Source organism: Streptomyces sp. NPDC008163, assembly GCF_042956885.1.
GTDB lineage: Bacteria > Actinomycetota > Actinomycetes > Streptomycetales > Streptomycetaceae > Streptomyces > Streptomyces drozdowiczii_A.
In genome coordinates this window covers 354,871-371,609 of record NZ_JBIBHG010000004.1, presented here as the reverse complement: position 1 = coordinate 371,609, position 16,739 = coordinate 354,871, and the positions used below count along the sequence as shown (strand labels likewise).

Here is a 16,739-nt window from a genome sequence, read left to right as displayed (position 1 = left end):
TGTGGGGAGGGGGATCAGGTGTGAGGGTGACGGGCCGCCGCCACGGCGTCGGCCAGCGCAGTGGGACCGTCGGTCACGCGGACCGGCTCCGCGCGACGCCCGTCGTCCCGCACGACGGACACCCGGTAGCCGCCGTCCGGTCCCGCGACGACGTCGACCCACGCACCGCGCGGGTGCCCGCACCGCCGCTCGCACCCGGACCAGTGGACGGGCAGGGCGCGGTCCGGCGACCCGGCGCCCAGAGCTGACGCCGCGTCACCCCGTACGTCTGCCAGGGACTTCGCGCACCCGGGCCGCCCGATGCACGCCCCCACGCCGGACCACGGTGAGCGGTCCCCGGTGACGAGGCCCACGGCCTCCAACGCGTCGAGCGCCTCGGACGCCCGCTCCCGCCGGACAACGGGCACGACGACTCCGCGCCACGGAGTGAGCCGCAGTTCGCCGGCGCCGTGGTCCCGGGCGAGGTCCGTCAGCGCCCGCCACCGCACCGCGTCCGCCCGCCCGAGCGGCAGCCCGACGGACAGTGCGTCCGTGTCCCCGGACCCCGCCACCACGCCGAGCGCCGGGGGAGTCCCGTCCGGCACCGGTACGGTCCCGAGGGCGACGGGCAGCCCGGCGGCACCCAGCCCCCGTACCACCTCGTCGAACAACGGACCGGCGCCCCCGGGCAGGTCGGCCACCCGCCACGCACCGGACCCGGCCGCCGCGGACAGGAACACCGTCGCCGCGAGCAGCGCGGCGCGCGGCGCCCCCTCCGCCGGAATCCGGGCCACCGAATCCAGCGCCCCGATCCGCAGCTCCGCGTCCCCGTCCGCCCGCGCCCGCAGCGCCACATCCGCGCCCAGCGCGTCCACGTCGCCGCGCCCGTCGTCCAGGGCGAACAGGAACCGCCCCGACAGCCCGGCCGCCTCCTCGCTCGCGCACACCAGCGCGTCCAGCGCGATCAGCCACGGGCGGACGTCGCGCGCGCCGAGCCCGTCGAGCCCGGACAGCGGAGAGGCCACCACATTGCGGACCCGCTCATGCCGCTCGGAGGGCAAAAGTCCCAGTTCGTACATGCGTGACGCCAGTTCGCCCCCGCACTCCGCGTCCAGCCCGCGCAGCTGAACATTGCCGCGCGAAGTGAGATACAGCTCACCATCGCCCAGCTCGCCGGCCAACTCCCGCAGCCCGTCCGCCTGCTCCACGGCGAGCACACCACCGGGCACCCGGACCCGCGCCAACGCCCCGTCGTCCGCCCGGTGCAGCCGCAGCGCACCGGGGCAGGCGTCGCCGCGCGACCGGAAACGGGCGTCGTCGGGCTGGGCGAAAAGGGGGGCTGGGGGAGGCATGGCGGCGAGCATACCGACCATCTCATCCGATCCGTATGACCCGTCTTCCGATCCGTATGACCGGTCGGGCACCCCGGCCCGTACTATGCCTGCGGGGCCCGTCTTCGCGGACGGACCCCGGCGGACCTCCGGGTCCGTCGTCGCCACAGACGGCGACAGGGGAGGAAGCCCGGTGCGATTCCGGCGCGGTCCCGCCACTGTGAGCCCGGCCCCACCAGGCCGGGCGAGTCAGGAACTCCCTTCCCCGCACGTTCGGCAGGTCCGAGCAGGGGAGCTCTCGACACCGCCCGGGGCGTGGACACCCCGAGGAAGGCCAGACGCCGCATGATCCTGCTCCTGTCGACGTCCGACACCGACCTGCTCAGCGCCCGCGCCTCCGACGGACCCGTCCGCTACCGGTACGCGAACCCCTCCCGCCTCCCGCTCCAGGACCTGCCCGCCCTCCTGGACGGCGCCGACCTTGTCGTCGTACGCCTCCTCGGCGGTGTCCGCGCCTGGCAGGACGGCCTCGACCACCTGCTCGCCACCGGCCGCCCCGTCGTCGTCCTCACCGGCGAACAGGCCCCCGACGCCCAGCTGATGGCCGCCTCCACCGTTCCGATCGGGATCGCCGCGGAGGCCCACGCCTACCTCGCGCACGGTGGCCCCGCCAACCTGGACCAGCTCGCCCGCTTCCTCTCCGACACGGTCCTGCTCACCGGCCATGGCTTCGAACCGCCCGCCGCCGCACCCTCCTGGGGCCCGCTGGACCGCACCCCCCGGGACACCCCGGACGGTGCCCCCGCGGTCGCGGTGCTCTACTACCGCGCCCACCACATGAGCGGCAACACCGCGTTCATCGAGACCCTGTGCCGGGCCGTCGAGGCCGAGGGCGCGAAGGCCCTCCCGCTGTACGTCGCCTCGCTGCGCGCCCCCGAACCCGAACTCATCGAGACCCTGCGCGCCGCCGACGCGATCGTCACCACAGTCCTCGCGGCGGGTGGCACCCGGCCCGCCGACGCGTCGGCCGGCGGTGACGACGAGTCCTGGGACGCGGGCGCGCTCACCGCTCTCGACGTGCCGATCCTCCAGGCGCTCTGCCTCACCGGCTCCCGCGCCGACTGGGAGGGCAACGACGAGGGCGTCTCCCCGCTGGACGCTGCCGGCCAGATCGCCGTCCCCGAGTTCGACGGCCGCCTGATCACCGTCCCGTTCTCCTTCAAGGAGATCGACGAGGACGGCCTCCCCGCCTACGTCGCCGACGACGAGCGAGCTTCCCGCGTCGCCGGTATCGCCGTCCGCCACGCCCGGCTGCGCCACATCCCGAACGCCGAGAAGCGCGTCGCGCTCGTCCTGTCCGCGTACCCGACCAAGCACTCCCGTATCGGCAACGCCGTCGGACTCGACACCCCCGCCAGCGCGGTCGCCCTGCTGCGCCGACTGCGCGCGGAGGGCTACGACTTCGGTACGGAGGAGGTCCCCGGTCTCGCCTCCGGCGACGGCGACGAGCTGATCTACGCCCTCATCGAGGCGGGCGGCCACGACCAGGAATGGCTCACGGAGGAACAACTCGCCCGCAACCCGGTCCGCATCCCCGCCGCCGACTACCGCCGCTGGTACGCCACGCTCCCCGCCGAACTCCGCGAGGCCGTCGAGGAGCACTGGGGCCCGCCGCCGGGCGAGATGTTCGTGGACCGCTCGCGCAACCCGGAGGGCGACATCGTCCTGGCCGCCCTGCGCCGGGGCAACCTCCTCATCCTCATCCAGCCTCCGCGCGGGTTCGGCGAGAACCCGATCGCGATCTACCACGACCCGGACCTGCCGCCCTCGCACCACTACCTGGCCGCCTACCGCTGGATCGCCGCCCGCGCCGACGACAACGGCTTCGGCGCCGACGCGATGATCCACCTCGGCAAGCACGGCAACCTGGAGTGGCTGCCCGGCAAGAACGCGGGCCTGTCCGCCGCCTGCGGCCCGGACGCGGCGCTGGGCGACCTCCCGCTGATCTACCCGTTCCTCGTCAACGATCCGGGCGAGGGCACCCAGGCCAAGCGCCGGGTGCACGCCACGCTCGTGGACCACCTGGTGCCGCCGATGGCCCGGGCCGACAGCTACGGGGACATCGCCCGCCTCGAACAACTCCTGGACGAGCACGCCCAGATCGCCGCCATGGACCCGGCCAAGCTGCCTGCCATCCGGGCCCAGATCTGGACCCTGATCCAGGCCGCGAAGCTCGACCACGACCTGGGGGTCGAGGACCGCCCGGAGGACGAGGGCTTCGACGACTTCATCATGCATCTGGACGGCTGGCTCTGTGAGATCAAGGACGTCCAGATCCGCGACGGCCTCCACGTCCTGGGCGCCGCGCCGACCGGGGCCGCCCGCGTCAACCTGATTCTGGCCATCCTCCGGTCCCGCCAGATCTGGGGCGGCACGACCTCCCTGCCGGGTCTGCGCGAGGCGCTGGGCCTGGACGAGTCGGCGGCGACCCGCACGGACGCGGACGCGGTGGAGGACCGGGCGCGGGCGTTGGTCCAGGCGATGGAGGACGCGGGCTGGGACCCGGCAGCACTTCAAGCGCCTACGGCGGGCGATCAGCCCAATCAAGCCCCTGCGGCGATTGAGCAGCGGGGTCCGGGGCAGAGCCCCGAGCCCACGACCCGCACACCGCTCCACGACCTGGCCCCGGACGTGGCGGCCATCCTCGACTTCGCGGCCCAGGAGGTCGTCCCCCGCCTGGCCCGCACCGAGGACGAACTCACCCACTGCGTCCACGCCCTCCAGGGCGGCTTCGTCCCCGCAGGCCCCTCCGGCTCACCCCTCCGGGGCCTGGTCAACGTGCTCCCGACGGGCCGGAACTTCTACTCCGTCGACCCCAAGGCCGTCCCCTCCCGCCTCGCCTGGGAGACCGGGCAGGCCCTCGCCGACTCGCTCCTCAACCGCTACCGCGAGGACAACGGCGACTGGCCGGTGTCCGTGGGCCTGTCCCTCTGGGGCACGAGCGCCATGCGCACCGCAGGCGACGACATCGCGGAGGCGTTCGCCCTGCTCGGCGTGCGCCCGGTCTGGGACGACGCCTCGCGCCGCGTCACCGGCCTGGAGGCGATCCCGGCCGAGGAGCTGGGCCGCCCCCGCATCGACGTCACCCTCCGCATCAGCGGCTTCTTCCGCGACGCGTTCCCGCACACGATCGGCCTCCTGGACGACGCCGTACGCCTGGCCGCCTCACTCGACGAACCCGCCGAGCTCAACCACGTACGGGCGCACACGCAGGCGGACCTGGCCGAGCACGGGGACGAGCGCCGGGCCACCACCCGTATCTTCGGCTCGCGCCCCGGCACGTACGGCGCCGGGCTGCTCCAGCTCATCGACTCCCGCGACTGGCGCACCGACGCCGACCTCGCCGAGGTCTACACGACGTGGGGCGGCTACGCCTACGGCCGCGACCTGGACGGCTGCCCGGCCCGCGAGGAGATGGAGACCGCGTACAAGCGCATCGCGGTCGCCGCGAAGAACACCGACACCCGCGAGCACGACATCGCGGACTCCGACGACTACTTCCAGTACCACGGGGGGATGGTCGCCACGGTCCGCGCGCTGAAGGGGACCGCCCCGGAGGCGTACATCGGGGACTCGACCCGCCCCGAGACGGTCCGCACGCGGACGCTGACCGAGGAGACCTCGCGCGTCTTCCGCGCCCGCGTCGTCAACCCCAAGTGGATCGAGGCGATGCGCCGCCACGGCTACAAGGGAGCCTTCGAGCTGGCGGCGACCGTCGACTACCTCTTCGGCTACGACGCCACGACGGGCGTCGTCGCGGACTGGATGTACGACAAGCTGACCGAGACCTACGTCCTGGACCCGGCCAACCGCGCCTTCCTGGAACAGGCCAACCCGTGGGCCCTGCACGGCATCGCGGAACGCCTTCTGGAAGCGGAGTCGCGCGGCATGTGGGCCAAGCCCGACCCGGCGGTGCTGGAGGCGCTGCGCCAGGTGTTCCTGGAGACGGAGGGAAACCTGGAGGGCGAGGAGTAAGCGATCGTCCGGGAGCATGTCCAGCCACCCGCTGGAACGGCTCCCCAGCCCTCGCGCTGGATTGCGGGCGCCCGAGTGCCCCTCACGTCGTACGCGTCAAGCGACTTGAGGGGCACGGAATCGTGCGAGGACCGTTCGGAATCAGCACCATTCCCACACTGATTCATTTCGCGGGAGACACACGGCGGTGGTTCGATCCCGCGATCAGTCCTCTGTGTGCTTCACCCCCTTGCACTCGTCGGTGGTGTCGGCGGTCCCGGGAATGGCAGCGCTCTTGAGGGAGTTGAAAGTCGCAACGTAGGCGTCATGGGCTGTCGAGCTGTCCACCTTCAGGAGCGCTTCATCGTTTTCACGCAGCGCGGGGCCCGAGTAGTTGTGACTACCGGTCCACAGAACCTTGTTGACCGCCCCGCTGTACATGCCGTCGATCAGCAGGTACTTGGAGTGGACCACGGAGTTGGTCGTGTCCGGGTCTCCGTCCTCGTCGTGGTTGTAGCAGCGCACGCTCGGACCCCCGGAAGCATGCAGCGCCTCCCACGTGCCCGCCGTACCCGACCCGGCGAGACTGTCCGTCTCCGCGTAGACGACCTCCACCGCGCAGCCCGCCTTCTGGAGCGCCGTCAGCTTCTCGGCGACGCCCTGCCTGGTCAGCTTGAGCACCGCGACCCTGACCTTCGTCTTCAGGGTCGCCGTGCCGCTCTTGTACGTGCACGTCACACCGTCCAGAATATTCCAGATGGTGTCTTTGGAATTACCTGAACCTGGGTAGGGAAAGAAATACGCCTTGAACGGACTGGCCGTCACGCTGGTGTACTTCCAGTTGGCCCAGTCCATCTTCGTCAGCTTTTCGAAATAATTCGCATAAGCCGTGTACATCGACACGTTGTAGGGCATCACGTAGGCGTCGTTCCACATTCGCGTATACGCGGAAGGCGTCATGTTGGATGACGACTGGACTACCAGGTCGGAGGCTCCGTCGACCTGCGAGAAAAGCCAGAACTTGTTGTGGTTGATTCCCGCACTGGAAAGCGCGTCGGGGTCTCCGAGGCACGACCGGCCCGTCGGACACGTGCCGACGAAGGACTGCTGCGAGCGGTCCGTGCCGAGCGCTGCCCGAAGGATCGCGTACGAAGAGTCGGTGGTTGCGGCCGCACTTGTGGAGTCCAGCATGACCTGTACGTTCACCTGCCGCTCCGTGTGTGCGTCGGCCAGCGCCTGGGCGACCCCCTCGTCCCACAGGTGGTACATCGCGACCTTGACGTCGGACTGCGGCGCGGCGGAGCCTATGTAAGCGAGCAGCCGGTCACGGATGGCGTACTGCTCCGCGGCGGTGCCGGTCGGCTTGTTGAAGACCGGGCCCTCGATCACGGCGGCCGACGCGACGGGTGCTGTTCCCCAGCCGAGACAGACAGCGAGCAGTAGCGCACTCAGTGCGAGTGCGGATCGGCGCGGAAGCCCCGTTCGTGGCCTGAATCCGAATATCTGATCCACTTTCCCCCCTCTGCCGGACACGCACCCGGCTGGGTGTCAATGTCCGCATCTCTTCCTCATCGGCCTTCAATTCGTCGACCGATGGGCGATCTTGGCACATAGTCCGCGAAAAGGCCACGCACAGCAAAGGCAAAGTCCAGCACGTAGGACCTTGCCGCAGAAATCTGGACGGCCGGATGGGGTGCTGTTCTATCCTCTGCCGACACACCGGCGATCTTCACGGCCGGTATTACGCAGCGCCCGGCGTGGGACCCGGGCGCTCTCGGAGCAGAGCAAATGACCCAGTGGGGGGTATTTCCGTGAAATCCTTGCGTTCGCGTGGCATAGCCGCGCTCTTGGCGAAGGGGCTGGTGGGCGGGCTGCTTTCCTCCGCCGTTCTGACGCAGCCGGCGGTGGCCTTGGCGGTGCCGGACGGCACCATGGCCAGCGTCCCGTCCCAACGGCTCGACAGCCCGGTGCCGCAGGCCACCGAGCCGACCTCGACCCGGGCGCCTGCGGTGAAGTGGCCGCAACGGGCTCACGAGGGAGTCGACTTGACGTCGTCGAATCCCGCCCGGATCTCTGTGGTCACCGTGCGGGGGGCCGAGCCGCAGGCCGGCGCGGGGAGCAAGACCCCGTCCCGCGTGAGCGGCGGACCCGCCGACAGGGGCCCGACGAAGGTGGACGTCCAAGTCCTGGACCGTGCGCAGGTGGAGGAGGCCGGCGGGCTCGGACTCGGCGTCCGGGTCGCCCGAAAGGACGGTGGCGTCACGGCCGGTCCCGTGGACATCACCATCGACTACTCGGGGTTCGCGCACGCGTACGGCGGCGACTTCGCGTCCCGCCTGCGCCTGATCCGGCTCCCCGCCTGTGCGGCGACCACACCGCACGCCACGCAGTGCCAGGGCGGCACGTACGTCGACCCGGCGGATGTGCACAACGATCCCTCCTCCGGGACCTTGACCGCCACAGTCGAGGCGGCTCCACAGGTGGAGCAGATCTCGGGGATGGCCCCGATCGCCCAGCCCGCTGTGTACGCACTCACGTCCGGTTCCTCGTCCGACAAGGGCGACTACCGGGCCAGTACCCTGTCGCCGACCGGCAAGTGGGACGTGTCGCTCGGCTCGGGAGCCTTCACCTACTCGATCCCGATCGACGTGCCGAAGCCGCCCATGGGCGAGGCACCCGACCTGGCCCTGAGCTACAACTCCCAGGCCGTGGACGGCCGCACCTCGGCGACCAACAACCAGGCGTCGTGGGTCGGCATGGGGTGGGACCTGAACGTCGGCTACATCGAGCGCCGCTACAAGAACTGCAGCCAGGACGGCCATCCGACCTTCGGTGACCTGTGCTGGGACTCGCCCAACTCGGAGAAGGACGCCAAGGGCGCGAACTACGTGATCAACCTCAACGGGGTCACGTCCGAGCTGGTCCAGGACAACACCGGCACCGGTGCCTTCCACCTGAAGGACGATCCCGGCTGGCGGGTGCAGAAGCTCAACGGCGGCTACGGCTCCGACAACACGGACGAGTTCTGGGTCGTCACCGAACAGGACGGCACCCGGCACTACTTCGGGTGGGGCCGCACCGAGCGGCTCAACAACGACAACGAGCACGAGAAGACCAACTCGGTCCTCACCGTGCCGGTGATCGGCGATGACGCCGGAGAGCCCTGCTTCTCGTCGTTCCCCAACCCCTGCAAGCAGGCGTGGCGCTGGAACCTCGACCGGGTGGTGACGCCCAACGAGGTGGAGAACGCCTACTTCTACAAGAAGGAGCAGAACTACTACCGCTCGGTGGCCGCCGCGGACAAGGCCCGTTCCTACGACGCGGGCTCATACCTGGAGCGCATCGACTACGGCTGGTCGTCCCAGCTGCCCGGCGCGCAACTTCCCGCCCAGGTGGACTTCCAGCATGTCAACCGCTGCGTCGAACACATGGCGGAGAAGGACCCGCTGAACGAAGCCACGCCGGACTGCCCGACGATCGACGCGAAGCCCGAATCGTATCCCGACGTACCGGTGGACCTGATCTGCGACGGCCCGGAGGACGGTGAGAGCTGCCGGGGCAAGACGTACCACCCGACGTTCTTCCTGCGCGGCATGCTGTGGGACATCAACGTGAAGGTGCGCGACAACAACACCGCCGCCTGGGACACCGTCCGCCAGTACCAGATGAAGTACGCGCTGATGAACCCCGAGGGTTCGGTGGGCGACCAGCTCTGGCTGGACTACATCCAGCGACGCGGCTACTCCGGCGATGACATCGACATGCCGACCATCAACTTCAACGGGGAGTGGCAGGACAACAAGGTCGGCGACGGCGCGATGAACTTCCGCCGGATCAACAAGGTGTTCACCGACACCGGCTCCACCGTCGCGGTCACCTATGGCCACGCCACGGACGAGGGCGGCACGGTCAGCCGACAGTGCGACGCCGCCCACCTGCCGTCCGAGTCGAGCAATGCCTATGAATGCTTCTGGCAGAAGTGGCAGCCGGAAGGTTCGGAGACGGAGAAGACAGGATGGTTCAAGAAGTTCGTCGTCAAGCAGGTGGTGGTGGATCCCGGTGACCTGTCCGAGGGCAACCCCGCGATGACCACGACGTACGAGTACGACGGCGCACCGGGCTGGCGCTACACCGCAGACCCGATGGTCCCGGACAAGGACGAGTCCTGGTCCGAGTGGCGGGGCTACGGCAAGGTGTTGGTGACCACCGGCGCGAGCAGCAACAAGCACTCCACGTACCACTGGCTCTACCGCGGCCTGGACGGCGACCGCACCTCCAAGACCGACCCGGCCGCGACCCGCTCGGTGAAGGTCAAGGACTCCGAGGACGTCGAGTCGACCGACTACGCGTGGCTGGCCGGCAAGACCCTGGAGACCTCGGTCCGCGACGAGGCGGGCAAGTCGCAGAAGCGTGAGTGGCACAAGTACTGGTCCCACAACACCGCTCAGTACACCGGCCTCCCCGACGCCCGTTTCGTCCGCGAGTCCGAGGTCCGCACCCTGGAGAAGGTCCACGACTCCACCGATGCCGACCTCTCGACCTGGCGCGAGCACGTCGTGCAGAACGAGTACGAGGACACCGAGGCGGCCAGTACCACGTTCGGTCTGCCCATGCGGGTCGACGACTGGGGTGAGACGGACGTCTCGGACAACCAGTGCACCGAGTACGGGCGCGCGTACAACACGAGCGAGCTCGACGGAACCGGCACGCAGCGCTGGATGGTCGCCCAGGACGACGAGCGGCACTACAGCGTCTCCTGCACCGCCCAGGCCGAGGACCAGGCCGCGGGCAACGACACCCTGCACCAGGACAGGCGGACGGTGACGTTCTTCGACGGGGCGACCTCGTTCACGGAGAACGACACCAAGCTGACCGACGGCAATCCGACGCAGACCCGCGTCTATACGGACCAGACCGCCTACCGCTCGGCGCGCAATGACTACGACGCCGCAGGCCGCGTCATCAAGGCCTGGGACGGCAAGGACAAGCTGACGACCACGGCCTATCAGCCGACCACTTCCTGGCCGGTCAGCGGTGTCACCACCACCGGCCCCGACCCGGACGGTTCAGGTGCGGGCACCTCGCTGATCTCCACGGTCTACCCGTCGCGCTTCTTCGGTGAACCCTGGAAGACGGTGGACGCCAACGGAAACACTACGCGCGTGGTCTACGACGCGGTGGGGCGCATCTCCCAGGTGTTCCGGCCCACCGAGAGCGCCAACTACCCGGACGGCAACCCGTCCCTGAGATTCAGTTACACCATCCCGGTCGCCCCGTCCGAAACGGGTGTGCCCAACGTGGCCACCGGAGCGGCGCTGCGGGTCTCGTCGGAGACGCTCCAGTCGGGCTCCACATACGTCAAGTCAGTGACGTATCTCGACGGCCTCGGAAGGACCCGGGAGAACCAGGAACCGGCACCGTCCGGTACCGGACGCATCGTGACGGTGACCCGCTACGATTCGTCGGGCAACGTCGCGGGGACGTCGGGAGCCTTCTACAACTCCGGTACGCCGGGCTCGGGTCCGGTCAACCCGGCGGTCGCGGACATCCCGTCGTACAACGATCTCCAGGTGGACTGGGCGGGACGCACCACGCTCGCGCAGATCCAGGCCAAGGGCGTCGCCCAGGCGGCCGGAAAGACCGTCAACCGCTACGGCGGAGCGGACCTGGCACAGGTGTTCCCGGCAACCGGCAGCCCGAGCGACACCTACACGGACGTGTACGGCCAGACCGAACGCGTCGTCGAGCACCAGGGTGCCGAGTCGTACACCACGCGCTACGAATACACGCGCAGCGCCAAGCTGAAGTACATCCACGACTCACGCGACAACACCACGCACTACGCCTACAACTGGGCCGGTGACCGGGTGCTGGCCGAGGACCCCGACACCGGGTCCACGACCACCGGCTACAACGCCAACGGCGAGGTCGAGACCGTGACCGGTCCGTCCGGCACACTCACCCACACGTACGACGACGCGAACCGGCTCATCAGCACCAAGCAGGGCAGCACGACCCTCACCCAGAAGACCTACGATTCGGCTCCCGGCGGCAAGGGGCAGCCGGCGACATCCACCACCTACGCGGGAGGCAGGGCGTACGTCCAGAAGATGACGGGGTACGACACCCGGGGCCGGCTGAAGGGTAGGCAGCTGGTGATCCCGGACGACGGCTCCGGGCTCAACGGCACGTACACCTTCGGCTACGGCTACGACATGGCCGACCACCTCACGTCGGTCGCCTACCCCGCCGTGGGCAAACTGCCCGCCGAGACCGTGACCACCGGATACTCGGGCCAGGGCCGGCTCACGTCACTGACGGGCACGCTGGGCACCTACCTCGCCGACACCGGGTACGACGACCGGGGCCGACTGCTGTCCCGTTCGCTCGGCAACAGCGGCAGTGGCACCCAGGTGACCCGTACGTTCGGCTACGAGGACACCAACGGCACCGGCTGGCTCAAGAACGTCGTCACCAACACCCTGGTGGGAGGAGTGGCCAAGAAGGTCCAGGACGACACGTTCACCCGCGACGCGGCGGGTCAGATCACGGCGGCACGTGAGAACACCGCGAACCAGCAGCAGTGCTACGTCTACGACGATCTGGACCGTCTCACCGACGCGTGGACCATCGCGTCCACCACCTGCGGCACAACCCCCAAGTCGGACTTCACGGGTCCTGATCCCTACCAGACGAAGTACTCCTACGACCGGATCGGCAACATCCAGGCGGTCACGGACACCACCGCGACCGGCTCCAAGACCCGGGACTACACCTATCCCGGGTACAGCGCCGACGAGCAGACCTACACTCCCGACCAGCCCAGGCCGCACGCCGTCACCAAGGCGGGCAGCGACAGCTTCGGCTACAACGACGCCGGCCAGATGACGTCCCGCACGGTCGACGGAGTGGCGTCCTCCCTCGAGTGGAACGCGCAGAACCGGCTCAGCAAGGTCACCCAGAAAAAGAGCACCGGCGACGAGGTGTCCACCTACGTCTACGACGCCGAGGGCAACACACTGCTGCGCACCTCGAAGGCGGAGGCCGTGCTGTACGTGGAAGGCCACGAACTCCACAAGGCCGGTACGGCCCTGACGGTGACGCGGCACTACACGGCGAACGGCACCGAGATCGCCACGCGCACGGCTGACGCCTCCTCCTCTGCCAATGGCACCCTGACCTGGCTGCTCAGTGACTCGCAGGCTTCGACCCAGCTGACGATCACGATGGCGGGAGTCGTCACGCGCCGCAGATACACACCCTTCGGCAAGCAGCGCAGCGGAAACCTTCCCGCAAGCTCCGACCGGGGTTTCCTCGGCAAGCCGGAGGACGACAGTACGGGACTCTCGATGCTCGGCGCCCGCATGTACGACGCCGCGCTGGGCCGCTTCCTTTCGGGCGACGAGTTGACCACCCCGTACAAGCCGCAGAACCTGAGCGCGTACACCTACTCGATGAACAACCCGATCATGTTCAGTGACCCGTCGGGCATGGACGCCCTGTCGGACTTCGAGAAGGCCATAGAAAAGGAGAGGGACCGGGCTCTCCGAGAGGCCATACGCCAGGCGGAGGAGCTGAAGAGCTACTACGTCGCACTCCAGCAGGGCTTCGGAGCCGCCGGCAGGGGCGAGAGCCGGGGTTCCTTCAACGTGGGGGCGGGCAAGGACCGTGGCGTCATCATGATGCGGTTCTTCATCCACACGAAGAGGGCCATGATCGGCATGCTGCTGGGCGACAACCGCTCCTGGTCCACGGATCCGACCGCGCTGTTCCGGATGAACCTGTTCTGGAACACCAAGACGGGACAGGTCACCTTCACCATCGCGCCGTCGCACAAGCCCGGACACACGTACAACAAGCTCGCGAAGGCGCGATTCGGCCTGCAGGACACGCCGCCCACGATGATCCCCGCGAACCCGTTCAAGCTGGACGCGTTCCCCGGTGACACTCTGGGCCGCAACAACATCCTCGACAGGAACCACGTCTCGTCCGAGGAGCTGGATCTCGGTGTGCACGGAGTGAACAGCCTCGCCCCCCTCTTCGCGGTGGACAACGAGGTGACCATCAAGGCCAAGGGTGACTCGGTCACGGTCACCAGGAACGGCGACGCCTATCCCGACATGGAGGTCGTGCAGTACCGCAAGAACCAGGCACCCCGGGTGATCGCGACGGACCTGATGGCCAGCACGAACGGTCTGGATTCCATGCCCAGTCCCTGGCAGACCACGAGGAACAGAACCTGGACCGACGGCTCGTGCACGGCGGGCTGCTGATGACGCCCTCGTGAGCAGACCACGAGACCAGTGACGCGCCGGTGCCCGGTGGCTTGAGCCACCGGGCACCGGTGTGCGCACGGGCTGTGAGGGAAGCGACCGGAAAGCCCTAATCGGCGGTCCCGGGCTTCACGCCCCACACGTACACGACGTCGTCGAGCGCGAGCAGATCCCACAGCTTCGCCGCGTCGTCCACCGTGAGGTTGACGCAGCCCGCCGACCCGCCCCCGTCGTACAGGTCGCCCGGGTGCCCGTGGAGCGCCTGGCCGCCGTCGAAGAACTGCGAGTACGGCATGGGGGCGTCGTCGTAGATGTCGGAGACGTGGTCGCGGTCGCGCCAGTAGATGGTGTGACGGCCGGGCCGCGTCTCCTCCGCGTCGCGGCCCGTACGGATGGGCACGGGTCCGAACACGACGTCCTTCCCCTTCTGCACCCACAGCAGCTGGCGGTCCATGTCGACGCAGGTCACCCGCCCGGTCTCGACGGGGCAGTTCCCGGCGGCGTTCGGATGCGGGGTGGCCTCGACGACGAGCATCGCGCGGTATGTACCGAGGTCGGCGAACCCGTCCGGGTGCGGGCGGCCCCGGTCGGTCTGGAAGGCCCGGATCGCCCGGCAGTCGGCGTCGGACTGACGGCCGTCCACGGGCAGCCCGAGGTGGGTCTCCAACTGCCGCTGATACGGACCGGCCGGGGCGGTGCACGCGGCGTCGCGGCCGGCGGACGCGGCCGAGGGGACCGCGGTGCACAGCAGCGCCATGGCCGCGGCGGCGGCACCGGCGAAACGGTGGGGATGGGACAAGACGGGACCTCCTACGGGATCAACGGGGGCCGTACGTACCGCCCGGCCGCCCACGAGTGGGCGGCCGGGCGGGTGACCGTGTCAGCCGCGAGCGGCCCTGTGCGTGTCGTCCTTGCAGTCCTTGCCCTTGCACGGTTCACCGCGGTCGTTGGCCAGCTCCACGGTGACGCCCTCCCCGCTGTTCTCCTCCGTCACCTCGTACGGACCCGAGACGGGGTTCGCCGGCAGGACGTAGCCCTCCGGGACGGCGATCTCGCGGAGGTAGTACTCACCGAGCGGCAGGTCGTCGAAGGTGCACTGCCCGTCCTGGTCGGTGGAGCAGCCCGCGTCCGCGAGGGTGTCCGGGTTCGCCCCGCCCGTCTGGAGGCCGGGCACGTCGTTGCTCTCGCGCCACAGCTCGAAGACGGCCCCGGGCAGCGGCTCCCCGTTCTTCGCGTCCGTCTTGTCCAGCGTCAGCGAACCGGTCACCGGCGGCACCGGCTCCTTGGTGTTGACGGCCTCGGCCTGGACGCCGTCCTCCGCGTCGTCCTCGGTGAGGGTCAGCGGCCCGAAGACGTTCGGGTCGGGCAGCTCGTAGCCGTCCGGGGCCTGGGTCTCGCGCCAGTAGTAGGTGCCCGGGACGGTGGTCGCCGTGCAGACGCCGCTTGCCGGGGTGGTGCAGTCGGTGACGTGGGTGTCGGGGTTGATGCCGATCGTCTGGAGACCCGGGGTGTTGTTGGTCTCGCGCCACAGCTCGAAGTCGGCCCCGGCGAGCGGGGCCCCCGTGTCGGCGTCCGTCTTGCGTACGCGGACCTCGCCGGTCACCGGCGGGACGGGCGTCCGGCTGTTGACGGCCTCGACCTGGACGCCCTGGTCCGCGTTGTCCTCGGTGAGGACGAGCGGTCCGAAGACGTTGGGGTCGGGCAGGTCGTAGCCGTCCGGGGCCGAGGTCTCGCGCCAGTAGTACGTGCCCGCGGTCGTGGTGTCGGAGCAGACGCCGTTCGCGGGGGTGGTGCAGTCCGAGACGTGGGTGTCGGGGTCGGCGCCGTCGGTCTGGAGGCCGGGTACGTCGTTGGTCTCGCGCCACAGCTCGAAGTCGGCCCCCGGCAGCGGGTCACCGGTCTCGGCGTCGGTCTTCAGCACGCTCACCGCACCCGTCACCGGCTGCGGACCGGCGCAGTCCGGGAGGTCACCGTCGAACGGGTAGGCGTGGAACTCGACGCCGGCGTTCTCGCTGGTGTGGGTGAGCGAGCCGGTGGTGAAGAACCTGCCGTTCATCCCGGGCAGGCTCACCGTGGTCATGGACGCCTGCTCGCCCACCAGGACGCTGCCCTGGAACTGCCCGGACCCCTGGAAGGACGCCGTGGTGGCGTCGGGCAGGTTCCACAGCAGCCGCTCGCGGTACTGGCCCAGCGTGTCGCTCCCGCTGGTGGTGTTGATGACCCGGTTCTCGCCGACCACGTTGACCAGGATCGTCGCGTCGTCGGGGATGCCCGCGAACTCGATGGACTGGCTTCCGTTGGGGGAGTTCGGGTTGACCAGGTCGAAGTCGACGTTGAACACCTGGAGCTGAGACGTTCCGTCGCCGGTGAACAGCGTCCGGTAGCCCTCGTTGACCGCGGTCCCGGTGGGCGTCCGGGCCGTGCCGTCCGGGCGCGCGTAGCACTGGCTGGCCGCTGTCAGCTCGTCGCGCAGGCCCACGTACGGGGCCGTCGCGTCGTCGTCCTGGACCGTCGTCCCGGTGACGGTCCCGGTCAGCGTGCCCGCGTAGCGCACGGTGCCCACCTCGTCGACGAGACCGCCCGTCGTGTCCAGGGTCTGCCCCGGCGCGATGGTCACGTTCCCGCCGGCGGCCAGGAAGTCCGAGTCGACGGGCGGCGCGACGCGCGAGCCGACCCCGACGATCCCGAGGTTGTACAGCCCGCCCGCCGCCGCGTCCTTGTTCTGGTCGAAGTCGTCGAGCACCACGACCCGGCCCTCGGCCTCCGCCGCACGCCCCCGGACGAGGAAGTCGTCGCCCACGAAGATGTTGATCGCGTCGTCCCGGCCGGCGATGTCCCCGTTGTTGACCGGCGGGAACGGGTCCGGGCAGTCGCCCGGCACACAGGGCCCGAGCCCGCCGGGGAGGGGGGCGGCGGCGGCCGTGGTGGCGCCGAGGCCGAGGGAGAAGACGGGGACGACGGTCGCCAGGACGGCGCAGGCCGCACCCGTGGCGCGGACGCGGGAGCGCAGCGCGGCGAGGCGTTCGGGCATGGGTTTCATACCGGCATCCTGGGCGGTCCGGGCCCCCGCTCCGCGCGCGCGACACGAGGCGTTGCGCCGGGCGGCGGGACGGAGCCACCCGGACGGAGGGGCGGCCGCGGC

At 69.8% G+C, this 16,739-nt stretch carries 6 protein-coding genes and 1 riboswitch; of the genes, 2 read left to right on the top strand and 4 right to left on the bottom strand.

The window, feature by feature from the left end; genetic code table 11:
* Positions 1 to 14 precede the first annotated feature (14 nt).
* Positions 15 to 1,352 (bottom strand): precorrin-3B synthase, encoded by a 1,338-nt coding sequence (gene cobG / locus ACFZAT_RS12115; RefSeq protein WP_391263352.1) that lies wholly within the window; start codon positions 1,350 to 1,352, stop codon positions 15 to 17.
* Positions 1,353 to 1,492: 140 nt separating this feature from the next.
* A riboswitch (cobalamin riboswitch) is annotated at positions 1,493 to 1,569 on the top strand.
* 86 nt (positions 1,570 to 1,655) lie between these two features.
* Between cobG and cobN the strand changes: the two genes are divergently transcribed.
* Positions 1,656 to 5,345 carry a cobaltochelatase subunit CobN gene (gene cobN / locus ACFZAT_RS12110; RefSeq protein WP_391263350.1) on the top strand — a complete coding sequence of 1,230 codons (3,690 nt, stop codon included), beginning with the start codon at positions 1,656 to 1,658 and terminating at the stop codon, positions 5,343 to 5,345.
* Positions 5,346 to 5,549: 204 nt separating this feature from the next.
* Here the strand turns inward: cobN and ACFZAT_RS12105 are convergent, their stop codons facing one another.
* Entirely contained in the window at positions 5,550 to 6,836 is a 1,287-nt protein-coding gene (locus tag ACFZAT_RS12105; RefSeq protein ID WP_391263348.1) for a phospholipase D-like domain-containing protein, read from the bottom strand.
* 533 nt (positions 6,837 to 7,369) lie between these two features.
* Here ACFZAT_RS12105 and ACFZAT_RS12100 point away from each other — a divergent pair.
* Positions 7,370 to 13,597, top strand: a complete 6,228-nt coding sequence (locus ACFZAT_RS12100; protein WP_391263346.1) for an RHS repeat-associated core domain-containing protein — start codon at positions 7,370 to 7,372, stop codon at positions 13,595 to 13,597.
* Between the two features lie 109 nt (positions 13,598 to 13,706).
* Here ACFZAT_RS12100 and ACFZAT_RS12095 read toward each other — a convergent pair whose 3' ends face one another.
* A complete protein-coding gene (locus ACFZAT_RS12095; RefSeq protein WP_391263344.1) occupies positions 13,707 to 14,396 on the bottom strand; it encodes a L,D-transpeptidase family protein in 690 nt (229 codons plus the stop codon).
* A gap of 81 nt (positions 14,397 to 14,477) precedes the next feature.
* Positions 14,478 to 16,637: a choice-of-anchor A family protein gene (locus ACFZAT_RS12090; protein WP_391263343.1), complete on the bottom strand. Its 2,160-nt coding sequence runs from the start codon at positions 16,635 to 16,637 to the stop codon at positions 14,478 to 14,480.
* Positions 16,638 to 16,739: the final 102 nt, after the last annotated feature.

Bases quoted from the DNA above. Each gene is read 5' to 3' on its own strand.
- ACFZAT_RS12090 (WP_391263343.1), bottom strand. From the start codon at position 16,637: ATGAAACCCATGCCCGAACGCCTCGCCGCGCTGCGCTCCCGCGTCCGC.
- cobG (WP_391263352.1), bottom strand. From the start codon at position 1,352: ATGGTCGGTATGCTCGCCGCCATGCCTCCCCCAGCCCCCCTTTTCGCC.
- cobN (WP_391263350.1), top strand. From the start codon at position 1,656: ATGATCCTGCTCCTGTCGACGTCCGACACCGACCTGCTCAGCGCCCGC.